General features: G+C 70.6%; 23 protein-coding genes and 1 tRNA gene. 18 read left to right on the plus strand and 6 right to left on the minus strand.

The window, feature by feature from the left end:
* Window positions 1-15 precede the first annotated feature (15 nt).
* The 3 genes from ACIO3S_RS00645 to ACIO3S_RS00655 are packed head-to-tail and all read right to left on the minus strand — an operon-like array spanning window position 16 to window position 2533.
* Window positions 16-1350 carry a PP2C family protein-serine/threonine phosphatase gene (locus ACIO3S_RS00645; RefSeq protein ID WP_400458482.1) on the minus strand — a complete coding sequence of 445 codons (1335 nt, stop codon included), beginning with the start codon at window positions 1348-1350 and terminating at the stop codon, window positions 16-18.
* On the minus strand, window positions 1347-1829 hold the full coding sequence (locus ACIO3S_RS00650) for an FHA domain-containing protein (protein WP_141802030.1): 483 nt from the start codon (window positions 1827-1829) through the stop codon (window positions 1347-1349). The genes ACIO3S_RS00645 and ACIO3S_RS00650 overlap by 4 nt, the downstream gene beginning before the upstream one ends.
* Window positions 1826-2533: a DUF3662 and FHA domain-containing protein gene (locus tag ACIO3S_RS00655; protein WP_045550788.1), complete on the minus strand. Its 708-nt coding sequence runs from the start codon at window positions 2531-2533 to the stop codon at window positions 1826-1828. Before ACIO3S_RS00655 ends, ACIO3S_RS00650 begins: the two co-directional genes overlap by 4 nt.
* Window positions 2534-2777: 244 nt before the next feature.
* Between ACIO3S_RS00655 and ACIO3S_RS00660 the strand changes: the two genes are divergently transcribed.
* A tRNA-Leu gene (locus tag ACIO3S_RS00660) sits at window positions 2778-2864 on the plus strand.
* Window positions 2865-2948: 84 nt separating this feature from the next.
* On the opposite strand, the gene ACIO3S_RS00665 is transcribed toward ACIO3S_RS00660, so the two are convergent.
* Complete coding sequence (locus ACIO3S_RS00665) at window positions 2949-3953, minus strand: LacI family DNA-binding transcriptional regulator (protein ID WP_400458484.1); 1005 nt, start codon at window positions 3951-3953, stop codon at window positions 2949-2951.
* 236 nt (window positions 3954-4189) lie between these two features.
* On the opposite strand from ACIO3S_RS00665, the gene ACIO3S_RS00670 reads away from it, so the two are divergent.
* The 7 genes from ACIO3S_RS00670 (at window position 4190) to ACIO3S_RS00700 (ending at window position 15066) form a co-directional block, all read left to right on the plus strand.
* Entirely contained in the window at window positions 4190-7201 is a 3012-nt protein-coding gene (locus tag ACIO3S_RS00670; RefSeq protein WP_400458485.1) for a glycoside hydrolase family 3 C-terminal domain-containing protein, read from the plus strand.
* Between the two features lie 157 nt (window positions 7202-7358).
* On the plus strand, window positions 7359-9731 hold the full coding sequence (locus tag ACIO3S_RS00675) for a sulfatase-like hydrolase/transferase (protein WP_400458486.1): 2373 nt from the start codon (window positions 7359-7361) through the stop codon (window positions 9729-9731).
* A 74-nt stretch (window positions 9732-9805) separates the two neighbouring features.
* Window positions 9806-10177, plus strand: coding sequence for a DoxX family protein (locus ACIO3S_RS00680; protein WP_400458488.1), 372 nt, complete (start codon window positions 9806-9808; stop codon window positions 10175-10177).
* A gap of 62 nt (window positions 10178-10239) precedes the next feature.
* Window positions 10240-12792: a LuxR C-terminal-related transcriptional regulator gene (locus ACIO3S_RS00685; protein ID WP_400458489.1), complete on the plus strand. Its 2553-nt coding sequence runs from the start codon at window positions 10240-10242 to the stop codon at window positions 12790-12792.
* Window positions 12793-12857: 65 nt separating this feature from the next.
* Window positions 12858-13310: a cupin domain-containing protein gene (locus ACIO3S_RS00690; RefSeq protein WP_400458491.1), complete on the plus strand. Its 453-nt coding sequence runs from the start codon at window positions 12858-12860 to the stop codon at window positions 13308-13310.
* 44 nt (window positions 13311-13354) lie between these two features.
* Complete coding sequence (locus tag ACIO3S_RS00695) at window positions 13355-14536, plus strand: cytochrome P450 (protein ID WP_400458493.1); 1182 nt, start codon at window positions 13355-13357, stop codon at window positions 14534-14536.
* Complete coding sequence (locus tag ACIO3S_RS00700) at window positions 14533-15066, plus strand: TetR/AcrR family transcriptional regulator (protein ID WP_400458494.1); 534 nt, start codon at window positions 14533-14535, stop codon at window positions 15064-15066. Before ACIO3S_RS00695 ends, ACIO3S_RS00700 begins: the two co-directional genes overlap by 4 nt.
* A gap of 161 nt (window positions 15067-15227) precedes the next feature.
* Here the strand turns inward: ACIO3S_RS00700 and ACIO3S_RS00705 are convergent, their stop codons facing one another.
* Window positions 15228-15947: a TetR/AcrR family transcriptional regulator gene (locus ACIO3S_RS00705; RefSeq protein ID WP_400458496.1), complete on the minus strand. Its 720-nt coding sequence runs from the start codon at window positions 15945-15947 to the stop codon at window positions 15228-15230.
* 91 nt (window positions 15948-16038) lie between these two features.
* On the opposite strand from ACIO3S_RS00705, the gene ACIO3S_RS00710 reads away from it, so the two are divergent.
* From ACIO3S_RS00710 to ACIO3S_RS00720, 3 genes are all read left to right on the plus strand, one after another.
* Window positions 16039-16383 carry a DoxX family protein gene (locus ACIO3S_RS00710; protein ID WP_400458497.1) on the plus strand — a complete coding sequence of 115 codons (345 nt, stop codon included), beginning with the start codon at window positions 16039-16041 and terminating at the stop codon, window positions 16381-16383.
* A gap of 177 nt (window positions 16384-16560) precedes the next feature.
* Window positions 16561-17661, plus strand: a complete 1101-nt coding sequence (locus ACIO3S_RS00715) for an S-(hydroxymethyl)mycothiol dehydrogenase (protein ID WP_400458499.1) — start codon at window positions 16561-16563, stop codon at window positions 17659-17661.
* Window positions 17661-18269, plus strand: a complete 609-nt coding sequence (locus ACIO3S_RS00720) for an MBL fold metallo-hydrolase (RefSeq protein ID WP_400458501.1) — start codon at window positions 17661-17663, stop codon at window positions 18267-18269. Before ACIO3S_RS00715 ends, ACIO3S_RS00720 begins: the two co-directional genes overlap by 1 nt.
* Window positions 18270-18282: 13 nt before the next feature.
* Here ACIO3S_RS00720 and ACIO3S_RS00725 read toward each other — a convergent pair whose 3' ends face one another.
* The gene (locus ACIO3S_RS00725) at window positions 18283-18861 is read right to left on the minus strand and encodes a PadR family transcriptional regulator (protein WP_400458503.1); all 579 of its coding nucleotides are present in this window, start codon (window positions 18859-18861) and stop codon (window positions 18283-18285) included.
* A gap of 16 nt (window positions 18862-18877) precedes the next feature.
* Between ACIO3S_RS00725 and ACIO3S_RS00730 the strand changes: the two genes are divergently transcribed.
* The 7 genes from ACIO3S_RS00730 (at window position 18878) to mftF (ending at window position 24693) form a co-directional block, all read left to right on the plus strand.
* Entirely contained in the window at window positions 18878-19681 is an 804-nt protein-coding gene (locus ACIO3S_RS00730) for an alpha/beta hydrolase (RefSeq protein WP_400458505.1), read from the plus strand.
* 101 nt (window positions 19682-19782) lie between these two features.
* Window positions 19783-19887, plus strand: a complete 105-nt coding sequence (mftA, locus tag ACIO3S_RS00735; protein ID WP_400458506.1) for a mycofactocin precursor MftA — start codon at window positions 19783-19785, stop codon at window positions 19885-19887.
* A complete protein-coding gene (gene mftB, locus ACIO3S_RS00740) occupies window positions 19887-20171 on the plus strand; it encodes a mycofactocin biosynthesis chaperone MftB (protein WP_141802063.1) in 285 nt (94 codons plus the stop codon). The genes mftA and mftB overlap by 1 nt, the downstream gene beginning before the upstream one ends.
* Entirely contained in the window at window positions 20168-21400 is a 1233-nt protein-coding gene (gene mftC, locus ACIO3S_RS00745; RefSeq protein WP_400458507.1) for a mycofactocin radical SAM maturase, read from the plus strand. Before mftB ends, mftC begins: the two co-directional genes overlap by 4 nt.
* Window positions 21397-22599: a pre-mycofactocin synthase MftD gene (mftD, locus tag ACIO3S_RS00750; RefSeq protein ID WP_400458509.1), complete on the plus strand. Its 1203-nt coding sequence runs from the start codon at window positions 21397-21399 to the stop codon at window positions 22597-22599. Before mftC ends, mftD begins: the two co-directional genes overlap by 4 nt.
* Complete coding sequence (gene mftE / locus ACIO3S_RS00755; RefSeq protein WP_400458511.1) at window positions 22583-23278, plus strand: mycofactocin biosynthesis peptidyl-dipeptidase MftE; 696 nt, start codon at window positions 22583-22585, stop codon at window positions 23276-23278. Before mftD ends, mftE begins: the two co-directional genes overlap by 17 nt.
* On the plus strand, window positions 23275-24693 hold the full coding sequence (gene mftF / locus ACIO3S_RS00760) for a mycofactocin biosynthesis glycosyltransferase MftF (protein ID WP_400458513.1): 1419 nt from the start codon (window positions 23275-23277) through the stop codon (window positions 24691-24693). Before mftE ends, mftF begins: the two co-directional genes overlap by 4 nt.
* Window positions 24694-24742: the final 49 nt, after the last annotated feature.

Here is a 24742-nt window from a genome sequence, read left to right on the forward strand (position 1 = left end):
CCGGTGTGAAACCGCTCATGACCCGCTTCCCGCGTCCGCGGCGCTCTGGTCCGCGAGAGACTGCACCTTCTCCTGGGCGCCGGCGAGGTCCTTGCTGTGGATCCCGTCCTCGAGCTGGTTCTGGTAGGTCTCGGCCAGGTCATCGACCTTCAAGTTGGAGGTCTGGTAGGGCTCGGAGAGGTCGAGGCCGATCATCGTGGTGGGTACGCCACGGAAGATCGTGACGTTGCCCTCCTGCTCGCCGATGTACCACTGGTTCTGCGACCAGACGAACGCGGTCGCAACAGCGATCCAGACGACACCGAGAAGGGTCAGCAGGCCGAAGGCCCAGCGCAGCTTCAGATACTTGGCCGGGGCCTGGAGCGCGTAGCGCATCTCCTCCGGGTCGGCGGCGATCGCGCCGTCGGGGATCTCCTCGTCGATCGGGTCCAGCTCGCCGGTGTCGCCCATCCGGTGACCGCGGAACAGGGCGGTCATCTGGCCGGTCTTGGTGGTCCTCCGCTTGAGCTCGGCCGCCGCGCCCACCATCTGGGCCTCGAGGCCCGGGGACGGGATGGTGTCGCTCGGCACCACGTCGGCGACCACGCAGGTCACGTTGTCGGTGCTGCCGGAGTCGAGGGAGACCCGGACCAGCTCGACGGCTGCGTACTCGGGCGTGCCGGTGGCCAGGATGTCGGCGATCCGCGGGTCGTCGACGTAGCCGCAGACACCGTCGCTGCAGAACATCAGCCGGTCGCCGGCGACGAGGTCGACGATGAACAGGTCGGGCTCGAGCTCTCGGGTGCCGTCGAGGGCCTTGAGGATCAGGTTGCGGTGGGGGTGGGTCTTGGCCTCCTCCTCCGTGATCCTCCCCTCGTCGAGAAGCGTCTGCACGAAGGTGTGGTCGTGGGTGACCTGGTGGATCGCGCCGTTGCGGAGTAGGTAGGCGCGGCTGTCGCCCACGTGGCCGACGGTCAGCTTGGAGCCGTCGAAGAGGCCGACGGTCGAGGTCGTGCTGGTGCCGTTGAGCGTCGGGTCGTGGTCGACCAGGTGGCCGATCTCGTCGTGGGCCATGTGCAGCGCGTGGGAGACCAGGCCGATCAGGTCGTCGTCGACCAGCCCGAGGGCCGGCTCCTCGTCGAGCTTGCGCAGCTGCTGGACGGCGGTGCTGGAGGCGATGTCACCGCGGGCAGCGCCGCCGACACCGTCGCAGACGGTCAGCAGCCAGGGTCCGGCGTACCCGCTGTCCTGGTTGTCCTTGCGCACCCGGCCGACGTCCGAGACCGCCGCGAACTCGAGGCGGAAGGGTCGTCCGTCGGCAGAGCCGGGGCTGGGTGCGGGGTCGGGGGTGGGGTCGGTCGCAGCGGTCACTTGCGCAGCTCCAGGATTGTTTTACCGATCCGCACCTGGGTCCCGAGAGAGATGGCGGTCGGCTGATTGATCCGGACGGACCCGATGTAGGTGCCATTGGTCGATCCGAGGTCCTCCACGAACCACTGGTCGCCGGAGACGGCGATCCGGGCGTGGCGGGTGGAGGCGTAGTCGTCATCGAGGATGATCGCGGCATCGCTGCCGCGGCCGATGACGATGGGTGCCTGCGAGAGAGGCACGGTCACACCGGCGTTGGAGCCGGTGGTGACGGCGACATGCGTGGGTACGCCGCGCCGCGGTGCGCGCGCAGCGGCAGCCTTGCCGCGAGCCGGCGGGGCCGCGGGCTGGCCGCCGGCGGAGGCGTTGGTGACCCGCGCGCCGAACATGTCGGAGCGGATCACCGACAACGCGGCCAGCACGAAGATCCAGAGGATCGCCAGATAAGCGACCCGGATCAGAAACAGAGTCAGCTCGCTCAACGGCGCTCCTCCACGATATGCGCGGTGATGACGGTGGTGCCGATGCGCACCTGAGAGCCGTCGTCCAAGGTGGCACTCGCCATCTTCTGCCCGTTGACCAGCATGCCGTTGGTCGAGCCGAGGTCATAGACCTCGACGCGCACACGGTCGCCGGCCTGCTTCGAGCGGAACTCGATGTGGCGGCGGCTGATGCCGGGGTCGTTGATGCGCAGGTCGGCGTCGGTGCCCCGGCCCACGACGAGGTTGCCGTGGAGCGGGTGCCGGGTGCCGTTGATCTCCAGGTAGGCCTGCGCGCGGCTGACCTGGGTGTCGCTCATGTCGGCGCCGGAGACGGCGGCCTGGGCGCGGCTGCGCACCCGGAACCGGCCGATCGTCAGGTCCTTCGCCTCGCCGAACTCGATGCTCACGCGGCCGGGGAAGACGAAACCCTGCGCCTCGGCGTGGTCCATCAGCTGGCGCTTCAGCTCTTCCTTGAGGTGTGGGCCGTACGACTCCAGCTTGCTCAGGTCGCTGGAGGACAGCTCCACGAAGAAGTCGTTGGGGACCAGGCGCCGCTGGCGGCTGAGCACTTGGGCGTTGTTGTCGATCTCGCGCTGGAGCGCGGCGACGATCTCCACCGACTTCACCTCGGACCGGAACGCCTTCGCGAAAGCGCCTGAGATGAGCTGCTCCAACTTCTGCTCGAACTTCTGCAGGCCGCTCACGTTGTTGCGCTCCTCTCAGGTGCCGGGGGTGGGCCGGTCGGGGTGGGTGGTCAGTCGCGTACGGGCACAGTGGTCCCCGGGATTCGGCCCGATCGTATCGGTGCACCCTAGGGGATCTGCCACTTCCCGCATTCTGCGTGGTTTCGATCCTCCCACGATCGGGTGACCACCAGCGTCAAGGCGACCGGGGTGCCGTCGTTTTGGGTCGGTGGGCGCCCGTGGGCTAACGTTTCCTCTGCTGCACGCGCGAGTGGCGGAATAGGCAGACGCGCACGGTTCAGGTCCGTGTGTCCGAAAGGACGTGGGGGTTCAACTCCCCCCTCGCGCACCACCACAGACAAGCCCCGGATCCTCGATCCGGGGCTCAGTCATTTCGGACGGCTCGACTGACGGACGGGGTTGTTCGGCGTCCGTGTCACGCCCGCGCGGGGCCGCAGCTGTCGCGCTCGACCAGACGCGGGGCCACGAGCCTGGTCTGTGGGCTCCGGCCGGCGAGGAGGTCGGCGGCCATCTCCACGGCCAGGGCGCCGATCTCGTCGGCCGGGATGCCGATCGAGGTGAGCCTGACCGCCGGACCCTCGGCCAGCTCGTGCGGGCCAACGGCGAGGACTGACACGTCATCCGGCACTTCGCGTCCTGAGGCCCTGAGAGCGTGGAGCAGGGTCCCCACGACGGGTTCGTTGTGCACGACGAAGCCCGTGGTGTCCGGTTGTTCGGTGTCGACCCGGGCAAGGCTGGCCACGAGCCCGTCATGGCTCGGCTCGCAGGGAACGGCAAGACTGTGGATCCCGGCCTCGGCTGCAGCAACCTCGAAGCCAGTGCGGAACCGGTGCGCGTACGTCGTTCCTCGCTCGTAGGCGGCCCTCGGCGGTCCGATGAGCGCGACGGCGGTGTGGCCGTGGTCCACCAGGTGCTGCACCGCCAGTCGGCCGGCGGCCTCCCAGTCGAGGTCGACACAGCTGAGGCCGTCGGCCCGGGCCGGCAGCCCGATGAGCACGGTGGGCTCGCGGAGCCGGCGCAGGACGGGCAACCTGGGGTCGTTCGTGGCGACGTCCATCACCACGAACGCGTCGACCATCGACCCGCCCGCGACCCGCTCGAGCCCAGCCGGGCCCTCGTCGTTCATCAGCAGCAGGACGTCGTGGTCATGGGCGCGCGCCGCTGTGGCCACGGCCGCAACGAACTGCATGATCACGGGTACGTAGAGATCAGTGCGCAGCGGCGCAGCCAGCGCCATCACCCTTGTCTGCCGGCTGGCGAGTGAGCGCGCCCCCGCGTGCGGGCGGTATCCGAGCTCGTCGATCGCGGCCTGGATCCGCTCACGGGTCGCGGCGGAGATGGGCCGCCTACCGCTCAGCGCGTACGACACGGTGCTGACCGAGACGCCGGCCGCCTTCGCGACGTCGACGATCGTGGTCATGGCGCCTCCTGGGTTGCCTCGTCCCGCTGTGGTCGTCGAATCGCTCGTCGAAGCGCTTCGTCGAAATTCTGCTCCGTCATCGTGCCAGATGCTTCAGACCGCTGGGACTGAGGGTGAAGAGAAAATGTGACCGTTGACACACATGGCACCGGTCTCTACCTTTGAATCGTCGAAACGCTTCGATGATGAAGGTGTCGTCGCACCGGGCGTCGGCGCATTCCTCACAAGGAGAGAAAATGAGTCGACTGACGCCCCGTCGCCGCTGCCTGATAGCCGCCCTCGCAGCCTCCCTGGTCCTGCTTCCTGTGATGACCACGCCTGAGCCCACCGCCGCCGCCCCCATGGTGGCGAGCCAGGACCTCGATGACATGCCCTTCCGCAACCCCGATCTACCGGTCGAGCAGCGGGTCGACGACCTGCTGGGTCGGCTGACCCTGGACGAGAAGCTGTCACTGCTCCACCAGTCCCAGGTCGCCATCCCGCGCCTGGACGTCCCCTACTTCAAGGCCGGCACCGAGGCCCTGCATGGGGTCGCCTGGTCCAACGACATCGACAACGGCTGGAAGCAGGTGCTCGCGGATCGCGCGACCGTCTTCCCCCAGGCCGTTGGCCTGGCCAGCACGTGGAACCCCGAACTCGTACGCCGCGTCGGCTCGGCCGTCGGCGACGAGGCCCGCGCCTACAACGAACTGAACCCCAGGCAATGGGGGCTCCAGCTCTGGGCGCCGGTGGTCAACCTTCTCCGCGACCCTCGCTGGGGCCGTAACGAGGAGGGCTACTCCGAGGACCCGACCCTCACCAGCGACATCGCGACGGCCTACGGCAAAGGCCTCTCCGGAGACGACCCGACCTACCTCAAGGCCGCGCCGGTGCTCAAGCACTTCTACGCCTACAACAACGAGACGGACCGCAACGCCAGCTCGTCCAACGTCCGTGCGCAGCTGCGTCACGAGTACGAGTACGCCGCCTTCAGGCCGGCCATCGAGGCCGACGCGGCGACCGGTGTGATGGCTTCGTACAACGAGGTCAACGGCCGCCCCACACACGTGGACCGCGCCCTCAACGAGGACGTGCGCTCCTGGACCGACGAGACGCTCTACAACCTGAGTGACGCGTGGGGACCTCACGGGGTGACCCAGACCCAGCACTTCTATGACGATGAGACGGAGGCCTACGCCAACGTGCTCAAGGCGGGCCTCGACTCCTTCGTCGTCGACGACAGCGACAACAAGCCGATGATCGCGACGCTCAAGGACGCCCTCGCTCGGGACCTGATCACCGAAGCCGACGTCGACCAGGCGGTCACTCGCGTGCTGACGATCCGCTGCCGGCTCGGCCACTTCGACCCCGACGGCGGCCCGTACGCCGGAACCTCGCCGGACGTCCTCAACAGCCCGGCTCACCGGCGACTCAACAGGCAGGCTGCCGAGGAGGCGGTCGTGCTCCTCCGCAACGACGACGACCTGCTCCCCCTCAACCCGAAGAAGACGAAGAAGGTGGCGGTTGTCGGCCCGCTCGCAGACACGCTGTTCAGCGACTGGTACGGCGGCAAACTGCCCTACGAGGTGACCCCGCTCGACGGGATCCGGGAACGCCTCGGCGATGGCGCTGTCGTCACCGGCGTCGAGGGCCTCGACCGGATTGCCCTGCGTGACACGACCAGCGGGCGCTATCTCAGCGCCACCGGGACCGGCACCACGGACCAGGTCGTCGGGACCCAGGGTGAGCCCGGTGAAGCCGCCCAGTGGGACGTGAACGAGTGGATGGCCGACGTGGCCACCCTGCGCAATGCGAGCAACGGCCGCTACCTCACCGGCAACTTCGGGCCGTTCAACACGAGCGCCACCACCCCGAGCGGCTGGTATGTCCCGCAGCAGTTCGAGTTCGAGGAGCAGCCCGACGGATCCGTGCTTCTCCGGTACGTCGGTTACGAGACCAATGAGCCCTGGTGGTCACGCGGCAACTACGTCACGGTCGCCGCGGACGGCACCGTCGGCACCGGCACGAAGGAGCAGGCCGCTCGGTTCGAGCGGGAGGTCATTCGCGACGGGGCCGCGGAGGCCGCCGAGGCAGCTGCCGAGGCGGACGCCGTCGTGGCCGTCGTGGGCAGCAACCCGTTCGTCTACGGACGGGAGATCCACGACCGGTCCAGCATGGCGCTCGGCGGTAGCCAGCAGGACCTCATCGACGCGGTGCAGGAGGCCAACCCCCGGACCGCCGTGGTCCTGGAGTCCAGCTATCCCGTGACGATGGACGAAGACCCGGGCGCATTCCTGTGGACCACGCACGCCGGCTCGGAGACGGGCAACGCGGTCGCTGCCACCCTCTTCGGTGACAGCAACCCTTCGGGCCGCCTCACCCAGACGTGGTACGACTCCGACGCCGACCTCCCCCAGGACGTCTTCGACTACGACATCGTCAAGACCGGCCAGACCTACCTCTACTTCGAGGGGGAGCCGGGATACCCGTTCGGGCACGGCCTGTCGTACACCGACTTCCGCTACTCCGGCCTGCGGGTCGACTCGAAGCGGGTCGGCAAGAACGGGAAGATCACGGTGACCGTGGACGTCAAGAACACCGGATCCCGCACTGGTGCGGAGGTCGTCCAGCTCTACAGCCACCAGCGGACCTCCCGGACGGCTCGCCCGCTGCAGGAGCTCGAGGACTTCAGCCGGGTGACGCTGGCTCCGGGCCGGACACGCACAGTCCGCTTCCAGATCGACTCCGATCAGTTGGCGCACTGGGACGTCACTCGCGAACGGTGGGCGGTCGAGCGGTCGACCTACGACCTGATGGTGGGATCCTCCGCGGAGGACATCCGGCAGACCACCGCCGTGCGCGTGGCCGGTGAGGTGATCCCGCCCCGGGACCTGGCGGTCGCGACGAGCACCGAGAACTTCGACGACTACGACGACGCACTGCTCGTCCCCACCACCAAGGAGCGTGGCACCTCCGTCGCGGCTGGAGACCAGCAGGCCTGGGTGAAGTTCGCAGCCTCCGGGCTCGACCGGCCGACGAAGTTCACGGCATCCGTGGCGAAGGAGACCCAGGGTGCCGGCACGCTCGAGGTGCGGCTCGGCTCGCCGACCGGGCAGCTGCTGGCGAGTGCGCCGGTAGCCGCGACTGGCGGGGAGTACGACTACACCGGGGTGAGCGTCGACACGCTGCTCGCCGATGTCTCGGGCGTGCGCGACGTCTACCTCGTGCTCAGCCCGGGTGTCCGGGTCTCCACGTTCTCCCTCTCCTGAGTCGGCTCCCGACGCTCGGGCGACTGCCCGGCCCCTCCAACGGCGGGGTCGGGCAGTCGCTGGTGGGCCGCGGGCGGTTCACCCGGTAAGGGTGACCACGCGAGGGCGGTCGATTGCGACGGTCGGTGAGTACCTCGCCGATGACAGGAGCCCCGCGATGCCGAACCGTCCCGACCCTCACGCCCGGACCATGTTGCCGATCCCGGACCGACCACCCTCGGGACACACGACGTACGACGCCAAGGACCCGGAAACCAAGTACCCGCCGATCGAGCCGCTGCTCCCGCCGGACGGCGCGCCCAACGTGCTCGTCGTACTTCTCGACGACGTCGGCTTCGGGGCGGCCAGCGCCTTCGGAGGGCCCTGCGCCACCCCGGTCGCCGAGCGGCTGGCGGGCAACGGCCTGCGCTACAACCGGTTCCACACGACGGCGCTGTGCGCCCCGACGCGACAGGCTCTGCTGACCGGGCGCAACCATCACTCCGTCGGCATGGGCAGCATCACCGAGACGGCGACCTCGGCGCCCGGCAACAGCTCGCTGCGGCCGAACACCAAGGCGCCGCTCGCGATGACGCTCAAGCTCAACGGGTACTCGACGGCACAGTTCGGGAAGTGTCACGAGGTCCCGGTCTGGCAGACATCGCCGCTCGGCCCCTTCGACGCCTGGCCCTCGGCCGGGGGCGGGTTCGAGACGTTCTACGGTTTCATCGGCGGCGAGAACAACCAGTGGGACCCCGCGCTCTACGAAGGCACCACCGCGATCGAGCCGCCGGCGACGGCCGAGGAGGGGTACCACCTCACCGAGGACCTGGCCGATCACGCGTGCGCCTGGATCCGTCAGCAGAAGGCGCTGATGCCCGATCGGCCCTTCTTCGCCTACTTCGCGCCGGGCGCGACCCACGCTCCCCACCACGTCCCCCAGGAGTGGATCGACAAGTACGCCGGCAAGTTCGACGACGGCTGGGACGTCCACCGCGAGCGCACCTTCGCGCGGCAGAAGGAGCTCGGGGTCATCCCCGCGGACGCCGAGCTGACCGCCCGCCACGACGAGATCCCGGCGTGGGACGACATGCCGGACGAGCTCAAGCCCGTGCTCGCCCGTCAGATGGAGGTGTACGCCGGCTTCCTCGAGCACACCGACCACCACGTCGGCCGCGTGATCGACACCATCGCCGACCTCGGCGTGCTCGACAACACGATCGTCTACTACATCATCGGCGACAACGGCGCCTCAGCAGAGGGCACCGTCAACGGCGCCTTCAACGAGATGGCCAACTTCAACGGCATGGCCGCGCTGGAGACTCCGGAGTTCATGCGGTCGAAGATGGACGAGTTCGGCTCACCCAGCTCCTACAGCCACTACGCGGTCGGCTGGGCGTGGGCGATGAACTCGCCGCTGCAGTGGACCAAGCAGGTCGCGTCGCACTGGGGCGGCACCCGCAACGGCACCATCGTGCACTGGCCGAACGGGATCGACGACCCGGGCTCGGTGCGATCCCAGTTCACCCACGTGATCGACCTCGCGCCGACCATCCTAGAGGCGGCAGGACTGCCCGAGCCCGCCATGGTCAACGGCGTCCAGCAGTCGCCGATGGAGGGGACGAGCATGCTCTACACGTTCCGCGGCGCGGACGAGCCGGAGCGGCACGACCTGCAGTACTTCGAGATGTTCGCCAACCGCGGCATCTACCACAAGGGCTGGAGCGCGGTCACCAAGCACCGCACCCCGTGGGTGATGGTCGGCGGGGACCTGCCGGCGTTCGACGACGACGTGTGGGAGCTGTACGACGGAAACACCGACTTCAGCCAGGCGAGGGACCTTTCGGAGGAACGGCCCGAGAAGCTGGCCCGGCTGCAGCGGCTCTGGCTGATCGAGGCCGTGAAGTACGGCGTGCTGCCGATGGACGACCGCACCAGCGAGCGGATCGTGCCCGAGATGGCCGGCAGGCCGACGCTCGTCCGCGGCAAGACCCAGCTCTTCTTCCCCGGCATGGGCCGGCTCTCGGAGAACAGCGTGGTCAGTATCAAGAACAAGTCGTTCTCCGTCACCGCCGAGGTGACGATCCCCGACACCGGGGCCGAGGGCGTCATCATCGCCCAGGGCGGCCGGTTCGGCGGCTGGGCGTTCTTCGCCCGCGACGGACGGCTCAAGTTCGTCTACAACGTGCTCGGCATCCAGGAGTTCCCCGTCGTGTCGGAATCCCTGCTCGCGGCTGGGACCCGCCAGATCCGGGTCGAGTTCGCGTACGACGGTGGTGGGCTCGCCAAGGGCGGCGACGTCACGCTCTACGACGACGGCAAGCCGGTCGGGTCGGGCCGGGTGGAGGTGACGCAGCCGATGATCTTCTCGGCAGACGAGACCACCGACATCGGCTACGAGTCCGGTACGACGGTCTCCTCGGACTACACGAGCCGGACCAGCCGGTTCAGCGGCAAGATCGCGTGGGTCCAGATCGACCTCGGCGACGACGTCCACGACCACTACATCGACCCGGAGGAACGGTTCAGGATCGCGATGGCACGTCAGTAGCGATGTCACAGATGCACCGCGTGTCCCGTCTGAGGGGGTGAACATCGGGAATCAACTGGACACCTGGAGACATCATGAACATCGCCCTCTGGATCGTCGCCGGCGTATTCGGCATCGCCTACGTCGCCGGCGGCATCGTCAAGCTGACGATGCCCTATGAGAAGTACGCAGCGAAGCTGGGCTGGCCGGAGGACTTCACGCCCGGCAACGTGAGGTTCATGGGAGTCGTGGAGATCCTGGGTGGTCTCGGCCTCGTCCTGCCGGGACTGGTCGACATCGCGCCGGTCTTGGTGCCGATCGCGGCGTCGTGCATGGCGCTCTACATGGCCGGCGCGATCACCGAGCGGCTCCGGCGCGGTGAGTACAAGGAGCTGCTCGGCGACCTGCTGTTCCTGGCGGCGATGGTCTTCGTCGCGTGGGGGCGCTTCGCGATCGAACCGTTCTAGGCTCCTGGCGCAGCCACCTTTTGAGTGATGCGGTGCCGGACGCGGGTCGCTAGCCTGACGCCATGGAGCGGCCGTGGCCGCTGACCGGGCGGGACGAGGAGCTGCGGAGGGTCGCGGCCGCGATCCGGCCCGGTGCGGCGGGCGTCATCGTTGCGGGTCCGGCGGGGGTGGGGAAGACCCGGCTCGCCCGCGAGGCGTTGGCGGCCGCTGCCGGTCACAACGGATCGGTCGTCTTCGCCCAGGGGAGCACGGCCGCCCGGCAGTTCCCGCTCGGTGCGTTCGCCGGTCTGCTCGACGTCCCGCCCGGCGAGGCCGCCGAGACCATCGGCAGGGCGCTCGACCAGATCACCCGGCAGCTGCCGCTCGTGCTCACGGTCGACGACGCTCACCTGCTCGATGAGCACTCCGCGATCGTCGTGCATCGCGTCGTTGCCCGGCGGATGGCTCCGGTGCTGATCACGCTCCGCACCGGGGAGCCCGCTCCCGACATCGTGACCTCGCTGTGGAAGGACGAGCACCTCCCGCGCCTGGACCTGGCGCCGCTGGACGCCGGGGAGAGCACCCGGCTGATCGCCCGGGTGCTCGGCGGTCCGGTCGACACGGACTCCGCCCACCGGCTGTGGACGATGACCCAGGGCAGCCCGTTGTTCCTGCGGCACCTGCTGGCCGGGGAGCTGTCGGCGGGACGGGTCACCGCGGCGTCCGGCATCTGGCGCTGGAGCCGCGAGCCGGCGATCTCGCCGGAGCTCGCCGGTCTCCTCGAGCGGGAGATCGGGGACCTCGCGACCGGGGTGCGGGACGTCGTCGACCTGGTCGCCCTGACCGAGCCGGTGGCGGTCGCGACACTGTCCGCGCTGACCTCGGCTGCCGACCTCGAGGAGGCGGAGGAGCGTGGGCTGGTGCGTACCGACGGAGTGGTCGCCCGGCTCGCGCACCCCCTCTACGGCGAGGTACGCCGCACCGCGATGGGCACGCTGCGTGCCCGCCGCCTCCGCGGCCGGGTGGCGCTCACCCTGGACCCCGAGCCGGACCCGATCCCCCGCGCCGTACTGACCCTCGACTCCGACCTGCCACCGGAGCCGGCGCTGTTCCTGCGGGCCGCCGAGGCCGCGACCCGGATGTACGACCTGCCGCTGGCCGAGCGGCTGGCGCGCGCGGCCGCTGCCACCGGCGACATCGCCGCGAGGGTCGTGCACGGCGCGGCGCTCTCCTGGCTCAGCCGCGGCGAGGAGGCCGAGGCGATCCACGAGGACATCGTCGCCACCGCGTCCGACCCGGGGCTGCTCGCCATGGTGCAGCTGCACCGCACCGGCAACCTGCTCTTCACGATGGCCCGGCCCGACGAGGCCCATCAGGCGCTGGCCGCGGCCGAGGCCACCGGGGCAGCCCCGGCGCACGTCGCCGCCATGTCGCTCGTCCTGGATCTGGTGGACGGCGAGATCCCGGGCGTGCTCGCCCGGGCGCCGCAGCTGCTGCGGAGCGAGCTTCCCGACGACCTGGCCGGCATCCTCGTGGCCACCGCCGCGTCCGCGGCGGCCGCCGTCACCGGTGACCGCGAGCTCCTCGACGCGGCCGCGATCGTGGGTGGGTTGACCGCAGACCGGGTGCCGACCGTCATCCCCGGCTTCGGGCTCGCCGACTTCCAGGTGCTCGGGCACCGCCTCGCCGGCACACCGGACCGGGGCGCGGACCTGGCTCGGAGGATGCGGGCCGCATCGGCCGACCTCCCTGGGCCGGCCCGGCTCATGGGGCTCGTCGTCGCAGGTCACGCGGCCCTGGCCGAGGGCCGCCTGCTCGACGCCCTCCTCTCGCTGCGCGAGGCCTGGGCCGCGCTGGAGGGCTCCGGCCACGAGTTCCGGTTCCGGTGTCGTACGTTGCTGGCGACCGCCCTGGCGCAGGCCGGCCAACCGGAGAACGCCGCGCCGCTGCTGGCCGACGTGGCTGCCGGGCACCATCCGGCGTACCGGCTCTATCTGCCTGACGATCGCCTGGCGCAGGCGTGGGGTGCCGCGGCCGAGGGATGGACGACGGAGGCGCTCGGCCACGCGGTCGCCGCGGCGGATCTGGCTCGCGAGGCGGGTTCAGCGGCGTACGAAGTCCTCGCCTGGCAGACCGCGGTCCAGTTCGGCGACACGACCGTGGCGCCGGCCCGCCGGCTCGCCTCGCTGGCCGGACTCGGCCCTCGCGCCGACACGGCCCTGGCCCATGCCCGGGCCTGGGCCGACGAGGACGGCGACGCGCTGCTCCAGGTGGCGCATGCGTGGGCCCGGCTCGGTGACCTCGTCGCCGCGGGCGACGCGGCCGCGCATGCCGCCGACGTGCACCGCCGCGCGGGGCGGCAGGGGTCGGCCCTGACCGCGGCGGCCACCGCGGCGAAGCTGGCCGAGAGGTCGGGTGCCCGCACCCCGGCGTTGGTGGTCGCGGCCCGGCCGCTGCCGCTGACGGCCCGCGAGCGCGAGATCGCCGCCCTGGCCGCCCGGGGGTTGTCGAACAAGGACATCGCGGCGCGACTGACCCTGTCGGTACGCACCGTCGAGGGCCACCTCTACCGGGCCGGCCACAAGCTCGGCGTCTCCGAACGAGCCGGGCTGGCCGACCCTCTCGGAGTCGAGTAGCGCACTACTCGCACCACTCCGGCTCCAGCGGCGGATGCTGAACGCACCCAACTGGAGGAGGAATCATGAGCACCACCTACGTACGGCCCGACGAGGGCCGGCACATTCCGATGATCGACGGCGACCACATCGCGAAGGCGGCCGTGAAGGACGCCCAGGGTGCGTTCGAGGTCTTCGAGGTCGTCGCCCCCGCCGCGCCGATGGCGCCGCCACACGTCTCGCCGTGGAGCGGGGTTCTGTACCTGCTCGAGGGTCGCGTCACCGCGTACGTCGACGGCACCGCTTACCACGTGGAACCCCACGGGATGGTCGTCTGCCCTGCGGGGACGCCCCTCACCTTCGAGGTCGTCGGCGACTCCACCCGGTTCCTCGCGATCACCACCGGCGACGGCGCCGGCCGGTTCTTTGCCGACTTCGCCAGCTCCGTTCCCGCCGATCAGCCGGCCGCGGACTCGATGGCCGCGATCATGTCGGTCACCGAGCGTCATGGCGTCGCTCTCGCCGGGCCGACCCATTGACAAACTGGTCGCGTGTGTTGATTCTGTGAGACATGCCATGCGATATGTCTCACCGGATCGCCGCGTACGTCCCTCCGACCGGCGCGTCCTGGGCCGACCCGTGGCCGATGTACGCCGCGCTGCGCGAGCACGACCCGGTCCATCACGTCGCCCGGGGTGATTACTGGGTCCTGACCAGGCACGACGACGTCTACGCGGCGGTGCGTGACCACGAGACGTACAGCTCGACCGGAGGGCTGACGACCGCTCATGACGAGCTCGACCGGATCGGGCTGGCCGACAACCCGCCGATGGTGATGACCGATCCGCCGGCGCACACGGCGTTCCGGAAGCTGGTGAACCGCGGGTTCACCCCGAAGCAGGTCGAGGAGGTGACTCCACGCGTCACGCAGTTCGTCGTCGAGCGGGTCGAGCAGCTCAGGGCAGCGGGCGGCGGCGACATCGTCGCGGAGCTGTTCAAGCCGCTGCCGAGCATGGTGGTGGCCCACTACCTCGGCGTCCCTGAGGTGGACTGGGGTCGCTTCGACGTGTGGACCGACGCGATCGTGACGGCGAACGCCGCTCAGGACGAGAGCATCGGAGCCGGTGCCGCCGCCGAGTTGATGGGCTACTTCGCCGAGCTCATCGAGCGGCGCCGACGGGAGCCCGGTGACGACACCGTCTCCCATCTCGTCGCCGCCGGGGAGGCCGATGATGACGCCGGCCTGCTGCGGGTGCTCGCGTTCGCCTTCACGATGGTCGCGGGCGGCAACGACACGACGACCGGTCTGCTGGGTGGCGGCCTGCCGCTGCTGGCGGAGCGCCCCGACCAGCGCGAGCTCGCCCTGCAGGACGTCCCGGCCGCCGTCGAGGAGCTGCTGCGGCTCACCTCACCCGTCCAGGGCCTCGCTCGCACGGCCACCCGCGACGTCACGCTCCACGGCGTCACCATTCCCGCTGGGAAGAAAGTGCTGCTCTGCTACGCGGCCGCCAACCGCGACCCGCGCGTCTTCGGCGCCGACGCCGAGGAGTTCGACGTCACCCGGAATCCCCGGCAGATCCTGACCTTCGCCCACGGCGCGCACCACTGCCTGGGCGCCGCGGCCGCCCGGATGATGGGCCGGGTGACGCTCACCGAGATACTCACCCGGATGCCGTCCTTCACCGTCGACCACGACTCCCTGCGATGGGCGCCGGGGAGCTACGTACGCAGGCCCGTCAGTCTTCACGTCGAGGTGACGGCGTGAGCTGGTTGGAGACGGAGCGGACCGAGCTCGCCGCCGAGCGGATCCTCGACGCCGCGGGCGCGCTCTTCGTGGAGCGCGGTGTCGACAAGCCGGGCATGGACGAGGTCGCCCGCGCGGCCGGTTGCTCGCGAGCGACGCTCTATCGCTACTTCGAGAACCGGCAGGCCCTGATCTACGCCTTCGCCCACCGCGAAGCGCGGCTCATCACCAAGCAGGTCGCCCAGGCCACGACCGACGTCTCCGATCCCGGCAGTCGCGTGGTCGAGGCCGTCGTCGCCTGCCTCGCCGCCGTGCGCGAGCGCCCCCACCTCGCCGCCTGGTACGCCGGTGACAGCACCCTCCTGCGCGAGGTGCTCCGCGACTCCCCGATCATCCGTGGGACCGCCGAGGGCTACCTCGCCTCCGGCGACGCTGACCCCGACCTCGCCGACTGGGTGCTGCGCATCATCCTGTCGTTCCTCACCGACCCTGGCGACGATGAAGCGCAGGAGCGCCGCCTGCTGGAGCGGTTCCTCGTGTCGCCGTCCTAGGGCCTGTTTCGGAATGTGGAGGCGCCGGCTCCACGCCGCCCAGGCCGCACGCTGGCGGCGTTGCCGCCTCTCGTAAGACGCCCGGTATGACGTCGAGACGGCGCCTTGCCATCGCACGACCTGGACGACGTGGCGCTCGGCGCCACATTCCGAAACAGCCCCTAGGTCCTCCGACCGCGACGCCGTGACCGGGCGCTCGGGACCAGCAGGCTGAGCAGGATCTGGCGCGTGGTGAGCGGCGGGGCCTCGATCGGGTGGGCGCCCTCGGGGCGGAACGCGTCGAGGTAGAAGGCCAGGTTGCGTCGCCAGGCCTCGGGAGCGGCGGCTCCGGTCACCTCGACGACCTTGCTGTGCGAGAGGACGACGAAGAGCAGGTCCTCGGGCACCAGGTCGGAGCGGACCACGCCGGCGTCCACCGCGCGGAGCACTACGGCCTCGGTGGCCCGCTGGATCTCCGTACGCAGGACGGCGAGCTCGGAGCCGCCCTCGAAGTGGGTGGACATCAGGTTCATGTAGCCGGAGGCGGCGGCCTCCAGCTCGCAGCTGGAGGTGAGATAGGCGACCAGGCCGTCCCACGGGTCGGCGGCGGCCAAGGCCGCCTGGGCGGTGGCGAGATTGGCCTGCAGGGGCTCGGTGAGGACCGACGTCCATAGCTCGAGGCGGTCGGGGAAGTGGCGGTAGAGGGTGCCCGAGCCGACGCCGGCCTCGGCAGCGATGTGGTCAAGCGGCGCGTGGATCCCGTCACGCTGGAAGACGGCCTGGGCTGCCGCGATGATCCGCTCACGGTTGCGGATGCTGTCGCGCCGCTCGGCCCGAGCCGGCCGACGGGGTCGAGCCGGGGGTCGGTCTGGGCGTTCGTCGTGATCCTTCGGGCACCCCATGGCGCCAGCCTACGACGGTCCAGGGAATACCGGGGACTAGTCCCCGCTTTCTATACCGGAGACATCAGTCCGGATCACCTAGGAGACCACCATGTTCATCGCCACGCTCGTCCTGAGCATCCTGTTCGCCCTGCTGCTGCTGTTCTCGGCGTACGGAAAGCTGACCCGCAACCCCGCCCTGGCGGAGGCTATGGAGAAGGTCGGCGCCACCCGGATCGTGCCGATCCTGGCGCTGCTCGAGATCGCCGGCGCGGCCGGGCTGATCATCGGCCTGTTCTGGTGGCCGCTCGGCGTCGCGGCCGCGATCGGCACGACGCTGTACTTCCTCGGCGCGATCATCGCGCACCTGCGCGTGCGGGAACCCGCGATCGCTCCGGCGGCCGTCCTCGCGGTCGTCTCGGTGGCGATCATCGCGCTGCGTACGGTCTCGGCCTGAGCCGGATGGCGCCCCGGCTCATCCGCCGAGAGAAGTTCGAGCCGGCCGACGGGCTCGGGCCGGGCGCCTGACCCGGGAAAACCCGGGCGCCGAGATCGGTTCTTGCCGAGATATATCACGAACCCCCAGGATGGAGCCCGAGCGACCGGATGCCTCCGGCGCCTCGAGAGGAGAGACATGCAGCAGGTCAAGGCCGTCGTCGCCCGTGCCAAGGGCGCGCCCGTCGAGCTCGTCACGATCAACGTTCCGGACCCGGGACCGGGCGAGGCGGTGGTGAAGATCCAATCGTGCGGGGTGTGCCACACCGACCTGCACTACCGCGAGGGCGGGATCAACGACGAGTTCCCGTTCCTGCTGGGTCACGAGGCCGCCGGGGTCGTCGAGGCGGTGGGTCCGGACGTGACCGACGTGGCGCCGGGCGACTTCGTGGTGCTCAACTGGCGCGCCGTCTGCGGCAGCTGCCGGGCATGCAAGCGCGGTGAGCCGCAGTACTGCTTCGCCACGTTCAACGCCACCCAGAAGATGACGCTCGAGGACGGCACGGAGCTCTCGCCCGCGCTGGGTATCGGCGCCTTCGCGGAGAAGACGCTGGTCGCGGCGGGTCAGTGCACGAAGGTCGACCCGGAGGCCCGGCCCGCCGCTGTCGGACTGCTCGGATGTGGCGTGATGGCCGGTATCGGTGCCGCCATCAACACCGGCGGCGCGACCCGCGGCAGGTCGGTGGCGGTCATCGGGTGCGGCGGTGTCGGAGTGGCGGCGATCGCCGGTGCGGCGCTGGCCGGGTCGAGCCCGGTCATCGCCGTCGACATCGACGCCAAGAAGCTGGAGCGCGCCGCGGCCATGGGCGCGACGCACACCGTGGACTCCTCGCAGACCGACCCGGTCGAGGAGATCCGAAGGATCTGCTCGGAGACGTACGACGGTGCCGAAGGCGCCGACATCGTCGTCGAGGCGGTCGGGCGCCCGGAGACGTGGAAGCAGGCCTTCTACGCCCGCGACCTGGCCGGCACCGTCGTGCTCGTCGGTGTGCCCACGCCCGACATGACGGTGCCCGAGATCCCGCTCATCGACGTCTTCGGACGCGGCGGCGCCCTCAAGTCCAGCTGGTACGGCGACTGCCTCCCCAGCCGCGACTTCCCGATGCTGGTCGACCTCTATCGCCAGGGGCGTCTCGACCTGGACGCCTTCGTGAGCGAGGAGATCGGGATCGGTGACATCGAGGCGGCCTTCGAGAAGATGCACCGTGGCGAGGTCCTGCGCTCGGTGGTGGTGCTCTGATGACCGTACGCGTGGACCACGGCGTCACCAGCGGCACCTTCAGCCTCGACGGCGAGACGCACCAGGTGGACAACAACGTCTGGGTGATCGGCGACGACCAGGAGTGCCTGGTCATCGACGCACCGCACTCGGTGGAGGACATCCTGGCCGTGGTGGGCGGTCGCCGGGTGAAGGCGATCGTCTGCACCCACGCCCACGATGACCACGTACGCGTGGCGCCGGCGCTGCGAGAGGCCGTCCGGGCCCCGATCCTGCTGCATCCCGACGACCGGCCGCTGTGGGAGCTCACCCACTCGGATGAGCTGTGGGACGCGGACCTGTCCGACGGCCAGGTCATCGAGATCGGCGACACCTCGGTGACAGTCCTGCACACGCCGGGTCACGCGCCGGGGGCGGTCTGCCTGTTGGTGCCGTCGCTGGGGTGCGTCTTCACCGGCGACACCCTGTTCCAGGGTGGTCCCGGGGCGACCGGGCGCTCGTTCAGCGACCGGCCCACCATCGAGTCGTCGATCCGGGCCAAGCTGTTCACGCTTCCTGGTGAGACGGTCGTCCACACCGGGCACGGCGACGACACCACGATCGCCGCCGAGGCCGCCGGTCTGGGCTGACGCAGGACCCCGGCTATCCGCGTCGCTCGGCGGCCGCGAACTCCGCGCGCATCCAGGCGCACCACTCCAGTGCCGTACGCCGTGACCGGATGCCTCCTTCGAGGGTGATCCGCGTGGCGAACAGCGGGTTCGAGGGGTCGCGGACGCCGGGGCGGTCGGCGATCTCGGCCAGCTCCTCGAGGTAGCGGTCGAGGACGCCCTGATGGGCCGCCTCGAGCCGGCCGACCAGCTCGGTGGCGGCGTCGGGCTCGACGGTCCAGATGGACCACAGCCGGAGAACCTCCAGGTCACGGACCGGCTGGGGCTCGAGGTCGCCGACCACCCATGTGGCCAGGGCGGTCCGACCGGCCTCGGTGATCCGGTAGCGCTTCGTCGGCCTGGGGCCGGCTCCTTCGATGACCTCGTGGTCGACCAGGCCGGCGGCGTCGAGACGGTTCAGCTCCGGGTAGATCTGGGAGTGGCGGGCGGTCCAGAAGTAGCCGATCGGCTGGCGCATCCGCTGCGCGACCTCGTAGCCGGTGCTCGCGCGCCGTGCCAGCAGGCCGAGGATCGCGAAGCCGAGGTTGGAAGCGGTCACCCCGGAGTCGTTCATATGTCAATATTGACATATGCGGAGCATGAAGGGCGTAGCGGCCGGGGCAGCGATCCTCGGCCTGTTGCTGGCAGGCTGCGGCGCCGACGACGCCGGCCCGGCGAAGGCGAAGGAGTCGGGTCCGGTGCTGCCCACCGACGGGCCGTACATCGAGGGCGAGCTCGGTGGCTGCTTCCTGCCGGAGACCGACGCCGGGGTGGAGCCGACGCAGGTCGCCGGCAAGGAGCTCGAGCTGCCGGCCATCCGCTTCTCACCGCCGGACGGCCAGGACCCGTCGGCGGTGCTGGTGATGCTCCACCAGACCGACGGGGACCGCTGCGGCTGGGGAGACTTCGCGATCCTGGCGGCTCTCCAAGGCGTCGCCGGTCTCTCGTTCGACCTCTGCGGCTACGGCGATGCCGACTGCGGGATCAAGGATCCCGACGACCCGGTACCGCAGGTGCGGGCCGTGCTGAGCGAGGTCGAGAAGCAGTGGCCGGATGCGCCGGTCGTGCTGGTCGGCGCCTCGATGGGAGGCAGTCAGACCGTCCGGGCCGTCGCCGCCGGCGTGGACGTCGACGGCTGGGTCGACCTGTCGGGGCCGTCGAACTGGGCCGGTGTCGACCTGGCCTCGGTCGCCGACTCGATCAGCACGCCGGGCCTGATCGCCATCGCCGAGGACACCGACGGCGCCGAGGAGGCCGACGCCGCCCAGGCGCTGGCGCGGACCACGTCCTCGGAGTTCGTCCCCGTCGAGGCGGGGCACGGCTGGGAGCTGGTGATCGAGGAGGGCAGGCTCACGCCGCTCGGTCAGCAGGTCCTCACGTACGCCACGGGCTGATCGCCTCCCTGATCCTGCCCGCAAGACTCTCCGATCGGGGAGGTTGCTCCGCTCACGCCGTGATTAACGTGCGAACGGTCACCCCGTGAGAGGAGCAGCAGATGGAACCCCAGAACGAGTCGAACCCGGCCGACATCGCCAGCGACGTCGCCACCGAGGACCTCATCGAGGAGGTCTCGATCGACGGAATGTGCGGCGTCTACTGATGCCCGATCGCATGCTCGAGGAGCCGTGGACACTCTCGCCCTCGGTGGCGCTGCGTCCCGAGCCCTTCGGGGCCCTCGCCTACCACTTCGGCAACCGGAAGCTGACCTTCCTCAAGCGGCCGGAGCTGGTCGAGGTGGTCCGGCTCCTCGAGCAGCACCCCCGTCTCGGCAGCGCGCTCGACGCGGCCGGCATCCCGCCGGAGCAGCACGACGCGTACGCAGCGGCGCTCCGCGCCCTCGCCGAGACCGACATGATCCGCCCCCGCCATGAGGAGGCAGTGTGACCCTCGCACCAGAACGCCCCATCACTCCCCAGGGCCGTCCCGCAGGCGGCAGCCTCGTCGAGCAGTTCGAGTTCGGCCTCGACGCCCCGATCTGTCTGACCTGGGAGCTGACGTACGCCTGCAACCTCGAGTGCGCCCATTGCCTGTCGAGCTCGGGCCGGCGCGACCCGCGCGAGCTCAGCACCGAGCAGTGCAAGGCGGTCATCGACGAGCTGCAGCGCATGCAGATCTTCTACGTCAACATCGGCGGCGGCGAGCCGACGATCCGCCCCGACTTCTGGGAGCTCGTGGAGTACGCCGTCGACCACCAGGTCGGTGTGAAGTTCTCCACCAACGGCTTCCGGATCACCCCCGAGCGTGCCGCCTTCCTGGCCTCGACCGACTACGTCGACGTGCAGATCTCTCTGGACGGCGCGACGGCCGAGGTCAACGACCGGGTCCGCGGAGCCGGCTCGTACGACACCGCGCTGCTCGCGTTGAGGAACCTTCGCGACGCGGGCTTCTCCGACGCCAAGATCTCCGTGGTCTGCACCCGGGAGAACATCGGCCAGCTCGACGACTTCAAGGCCATCGCCGACGAGTACGGCGCGACCCTGCGCCTCACCAGGCTGCGCCCGTCGGGTCGCGGCGCCGACGTCTGGGACGAGCTGCACCCGCTCCCCGAGCAACAGCGCGAGCTCTACGACTGGCTGATGGCTCACGGCGAGGACGTGCTCACCGGGGACTCCTTCTTCCACCTGGCCGCGTACGGCGAGTCCCTCCCCGGGCTCAACCTGTGCGGCGCCGGGCGGGTGGTCTGCCTGATCGACCCGATCGGCGACGTCTACGCCTGTCCGTTCGCGATCCACGACCAGTTCCTGGCCGGCAACCTGCTCGGCGAGGGCGGCTTCCAGGACGTGTGGCAGTCCTCGCCGCTCTTCACCGAGCTGCGCTCGCCGCAGACCGGCGGTGCCTGCACGAAGTGCCAGCACTTCGACGCCTGCCGTGGCGGCTGCATGGCGGCCAAGTTCTTCACCGGGCTGCCGTTGGACGGCCCGGACCCGGAGTGCGTCCAGGGCTACGGCGAGACGGCGCTCGCCGGCGACCGGCTCGTCCCGCAGGCGAGCCAGGACCACTCCCGCAGCCAGGCCAGCCGCAACGCACCGGTGCTGCTCAACCTCGGCGCCACCAGGCGGCGCCCCGTCTCCGCCTGCAACGAAGACCCGCTCGCCGGAGGTGACCTGTCATGAAGCTCGAGAACCCCTGGAAGAAGAACCCTTGGTTCGAGTCGGTCGCGGTGGCCCAGGAACGAGCCCGGCGCCGGCTGCCCAAGCCGGTCTACGGCGCGCTGGTCGCCGGCTCCGAGCGCGGTCAGAGCATGACCGACAACCAGGCCGCCTTCGCCGAGCTCGGCTGGGCGCCCCACGTCGTCGGACAGCACGCCAAGCGCGACCTGGGCACGACCGTCTTCGGCCACTCCGTCCCACTGCCGGTCCTGATCAGCCCGACCGGCGTCCAGGCCGTGCATCCCGACGGCGAGGTCGCGGTCGCCCGCGCCGCCGCGGCCCGCGGCACCATCATGGGGCTGTCCAACTTCGCCTCGCGGTCGGTGGAGGAGGTAGCGGCGACCGGTGCCACGACGTTCTTCCAGATGTACTGGACCGGCGACCGCGACACGATGATCCAGCGCATGCAGCGGGCGCACGCCGCCGGCGCCCGGGGCCTGATCGCCACCCTCGACTGGTCCTTCTCGATCGGCCGCGACTGGGGCAGCCCCGAGATCCCGGAGAAGGTCGACCTGCGGACGATGCTGCGGCTGGCGCCGCAGGTGGCGGCAAGGCCGCGGTGGGCCTGGCAGTTCGGGCGTACCGGCTCCTTCCCCGATCTCACCGCCCCGAACCTCGCCCCGCCGGGCGGGAGCGCGCCGACGTTCTTCGGCGCCTACTACGAGTGGATGACCACCCCACCGCCGACCTGGGACGACGTCGCGTGGATGCGCGAGCAGTGGCACCAGATCAGCGGCACCCCGTTCGTGCTGAAGGGCGTGTGCCGGGTCGATGACGCGCTCCGCGCCGTCGATGCCGGGGTCGCGGGCATCTCCGTGTCCAACCACGGCGGGAACAACCTCGACGGCACCCCGGCCGCGATTAGGATGGTCAAGCCGATCGCCGACCGCGTCGGCGACCAGGTCGACGTGGTGATGGACGGAGGCGTACGCCGCGGCTCCGACGTCGTCAAGGCGCTCGCGCTCGGTGCGAAGGCGGTGCTGATCGGCCGGGCCTATCTGTGGGGTCTGGCCGCCAACGGCCAGGCCGGGGTCGAGAACGTCCTCGACGTCCTCAGCGGTGGCATCGACTCGGCGCTGCGGGGGCTCGCGGTCGGGTCGGTCACCGAGCTGAGCCCGGAGCACCTGATCGTCCCGGACGGCTTCCATGTCAGCACTCGGTGACGCCACCTGGCCGCAGGTGGGTAGGGGCACCGTCCTGCTGGTGCCCGTCGGCTCGCTGGAGCAGCACGGACCGCATCTGCCCTTCGACACCGACACCACCATCGCGACCGCGGTCACGCAGGGGGTGGCCGAACGGCTCGCGGAGCAGGGTGTCCAGAGCTGGACGGCGCCGCCGATAGCGATCGGCTCCAGCGGCGAGCACCAGTCCTTCCCCGGCACCGTGTCGATCGGGAGCGATGCGCTCCATCTGGTCATCGTCGAGCTCGTCCGTTCGGCCCGCACCTGGGCCGAACGGGTCGTGCTCGTCAACGGCCACGGCGGCAACGCCGCCGCGCTGACCAGCGCGGTCAACCAGCTCGCCTTCGAGCGGCAGTCGGCGTGCTGGCTGCCGTGCCGCACCGAGGAGTTCGACCTGCACGCGGGCCGCACGGAGACGTCCCTGATGCTGCACCTGCGGCCCGAGGCCGTACGCATGGACCTGGCCGAGCCCGGCGACACCCGGCCGCTCGCGGAGATCCTCCCGGCCATGCGGGCGGGCGGGGTCGCGGCGGTCTCCGCCAACGGCGTGCTCGGCGACCCGACCGGCGCCACCGCGGCGCAGGGAGCCGAGGCGCTCACCCTGATGATCGAGCAGGCCACGATGGACGTGCTGGCTCCCGGCGGCGTGGCAGTGGGGTGAGATTCCCGTCCGGCTTCCGGGTCCGAGTCCGGGAGGACGTACGCCGCATCGACCGGCGGCTGCTGGTCGGTGGTTCGCCGCTGCGCGCCGTCCGGCTCACCGATGCCGCACTGACGCTCCTCCGGACCGGCGAGATCACGGTGGTCGACACGGCCACCGAGGCGCTCGCGGCCAGGCTCGTCGACGGCAACCTGGCCGATCCCGTGCTCAGCGGACCCGGGGTGGACCCGGCCGAGCTCACCGTCGTGATCCCGGTGCGTGACCGGCCCGACCAGCTCGACCGTGCTCTGGGCCCGTTGGCCGGTCTCGAACGCATCGTCGTCGACGACGACTCCCACGATCCCGACGCGGTCGAGAAGGTGGCCCGCCGCCACGGGGCGCGCATCATCCGGCTGCCGGAGAACCTCGGCCCGGCCGGCGCCCGCAACGCGGGCCTGCGGGCCGTCCGCACCCCGTACGTCGCCTTCGTCGACTCCGACGTCACGGTCGAGGCGCACACGCTGCTGGACCTCTCCCGCCACTTCACCGACAGCCGAGTCGCGCTGGTGGCGCCGCTGGTCCGCAGCCGCGCACGCAGCCGGACGCCACGGTGGTTCGAGCGCTTCGACGAGGACGACTCGTCGCTAGCGCTCGGTACCCGGGCCTGCGTCGTACGTCCCGGCGCCGCCGTGGGCTGGCTGCCCAGCGCCTGCCTGGTCGGACGTACGTCCCGGCTCGGCCAGGGCTTCGAGGAGTCGATGCGGGTGGGCGAGGACGTCGACCTGGTGTGGCGGCTGGTCGAGGCCGGCGAGGTCGTCCGCTACGACCCGGGCCAGGTGGCCTGGCACGACACCCGCACCACGATCCGCGGCTGGCTGGGCCGCAAGTACCTCTACGGGACCGGCGGCGCCGATCTCGCCGTCAGGCACGGCCGCAAGGGTGCGCCGGCGGTGATGACGGCGAGCATGGCGGCCACGGCCGCCGCGCTGATGATGGGCCGCCGGTGGTCGCTCCCGGTGGCCGCCGTCGGGATCGCCTACGGCACGCTCTCGCTGCGACGGCGGCTGCCGGAGACCCCCGGCCGCGATCTTCTCGCGGTCCAGCTCTGCGCCCAGGGCCTCGGCTGGACGGTCCGACAGGAGGCCGCGCTGCTGCTGCGGCACTGGTGGCCGCTGACGGTGCTCCTCGCCCCGCACAGCAGGCTCCTGAGGCGCGCCCTCGCCGCCTCGCTGCTCGTCGACGTGGTCGTCGCCCAGGTCGACAACCCTGGCACGAGATACCGGCCGCTGGCCCGGCGGCTGGACGACATGGCGTACGGCGCAGGGCTCTGGGCCGGCGCGTTCAGAGCACGTTCGGTGACCTGTCTGCTGCCGCGCCGACCCGGCCAGAAGAGCGGCCAGAAGACCGGCCAGGGAGGCACCTCTCCCAACGGGTAGGTAGGCCCCTCCCGGGGTGGCCTGTTTCCCGTTCCTCGCCTGTTCGCGG

This window comes from Nocardioides sp. NPDC087217, from assembly GCF_044744805.1.
Classification (GTDB): Bacteria; Actinomycetota; Actinomycetes; order Propionibacteriales; family Nocardioidaceae; genus Nocardioides.

What these genes read in the sequence shown, in the direction of transcription:
- ACIO3S_RS00665 (WP_400458484.1), bottom strand. Translation starts at nt 3,953, where the DNA reads ATGACCACGATCGTCGACGTCGCGAAGGCGGCCGGCGTCTCGGTCAGC.
- ACIO3S_RS00670 (WP_400458485.1), top strand. Translation starts at nt 4,190, where the DNA reads ATGAGTCGACTGACGCCCCGTCGCCGCTGCCTGATAGCCGCCCTCGCA.
- ACIO3S_RS00675 (WP_400458486.1), top strand. Translation starts at nt 7,359, where the DNA reads ATGCCGAACCGTCCCGACCCTCACGCCCGGACCATGTTGCCGATCCCG.
- ACIO3S_RS00680 (WP_400458488.1), top strand. Translation starts at nt 9,806, where the DNA reads ATGAACATCGCCCTCTGGATCGTCGCCGGCGTATTCGGCATCGCCTAC.
- ACIO3S_RS00685 (WP_400458489.1), top strand. Translation starts at nt 10,240, where the DNA reads ATGGAGCGGCCGTGGCCGCTGACCGGGCGGGACGAGGAGCTGCGGAGG.
- ACIO3S_RS00690 (WP_400458491.1), top strand. Translation starts at nt 12,858, where the DNA reads ATGAGCACCACCTACGTACGGCCCGACGAGGGCCGGCACATTCCGATG.
- ACIO3S_RS00695 (WP_400458493.1), top strand. Translation starts at nt 13,355, where the DNA reads ATGTCTCACCGGATCGCCGCGTACGTCCCTCCGACCGGCGCGTCCTGG.
- ACIO3S_RS00705 (WP_400458496.1), bottom strand. Translation starts at nt 15,947, where the DNA reads ATGGGGTGCCCGAAGGATCACGACGAACGCCCAGACCGACCCCCGGCT.
- ACIO3S_RS00710 (WP_400458497.1), top strand. Translation starts at nt 16,039, where the DNA reads ATGTTCATCGCCACGCTCGTCCTGAGCATCCTGTTCGCCCTGCTGCTG.
- ACIO3S_RS00715 (WP_400458499.1), top strand. Translation starts at nt 16,561, where the DNA reads ATGCAGCAGGTCAAGGCCGTCGTCGCCCGTGCCAAGGGCGCGCCCGTC.
- ACIO3S_RS00720 (WP_400458501.1), top strand. Translation starts at nt 17,661, where the DNA reads ATGACCGTACGCGTGGACCACGGCGTCACCAGCGGCACCTTCAGCCTC.
- ACIO3S_RS00725 (WP_400458503.1), bottom strand. Translation starts at nt 18,861, where the DNA reads ATGAACGACTCCGGGGTGACCGCTTCCAACCTCGGCTTCGCGATCCTC.
- ACIO3S_RS00730 (WP_400458505.1), top strand. Translation starts at nt 18,878, where the DNA reads ATGCGGAGCATGAAGGGCGTAGCGGCCGGGGCAGCGATCCTCGGCCTG.
- mftA (WP_400458506.1), top strand. Translation starts at nt 19,783, where the DNA reads ATGGAACCCCAGAACGAGTCGAACCCGGCCGACATCGCCAGCGACGTC.
- mftB (WP_141802063.1), top strand. Translation starts at nt 19,887, where the DNA reads ATGCCCGATCGCATGCTCGAGGAGCCGTGGACACTCTCGCCCTCGGTG.
- mftD (WP_400458509.1), top strand. Translation starts at nt 21,397, where the DNA reads ATGAAGCTCGAGAACCCCTGGAAGAAGAACCCTTGGTTCGAGTCGGTC.
- mftE (WP_400458511.1), top strand. Translation starts at nt 22,583, where the DNA reads ATGTCAGCACTCGGTGACGCCACCTGGCCGCAGGTGGGTAGGGGCACC.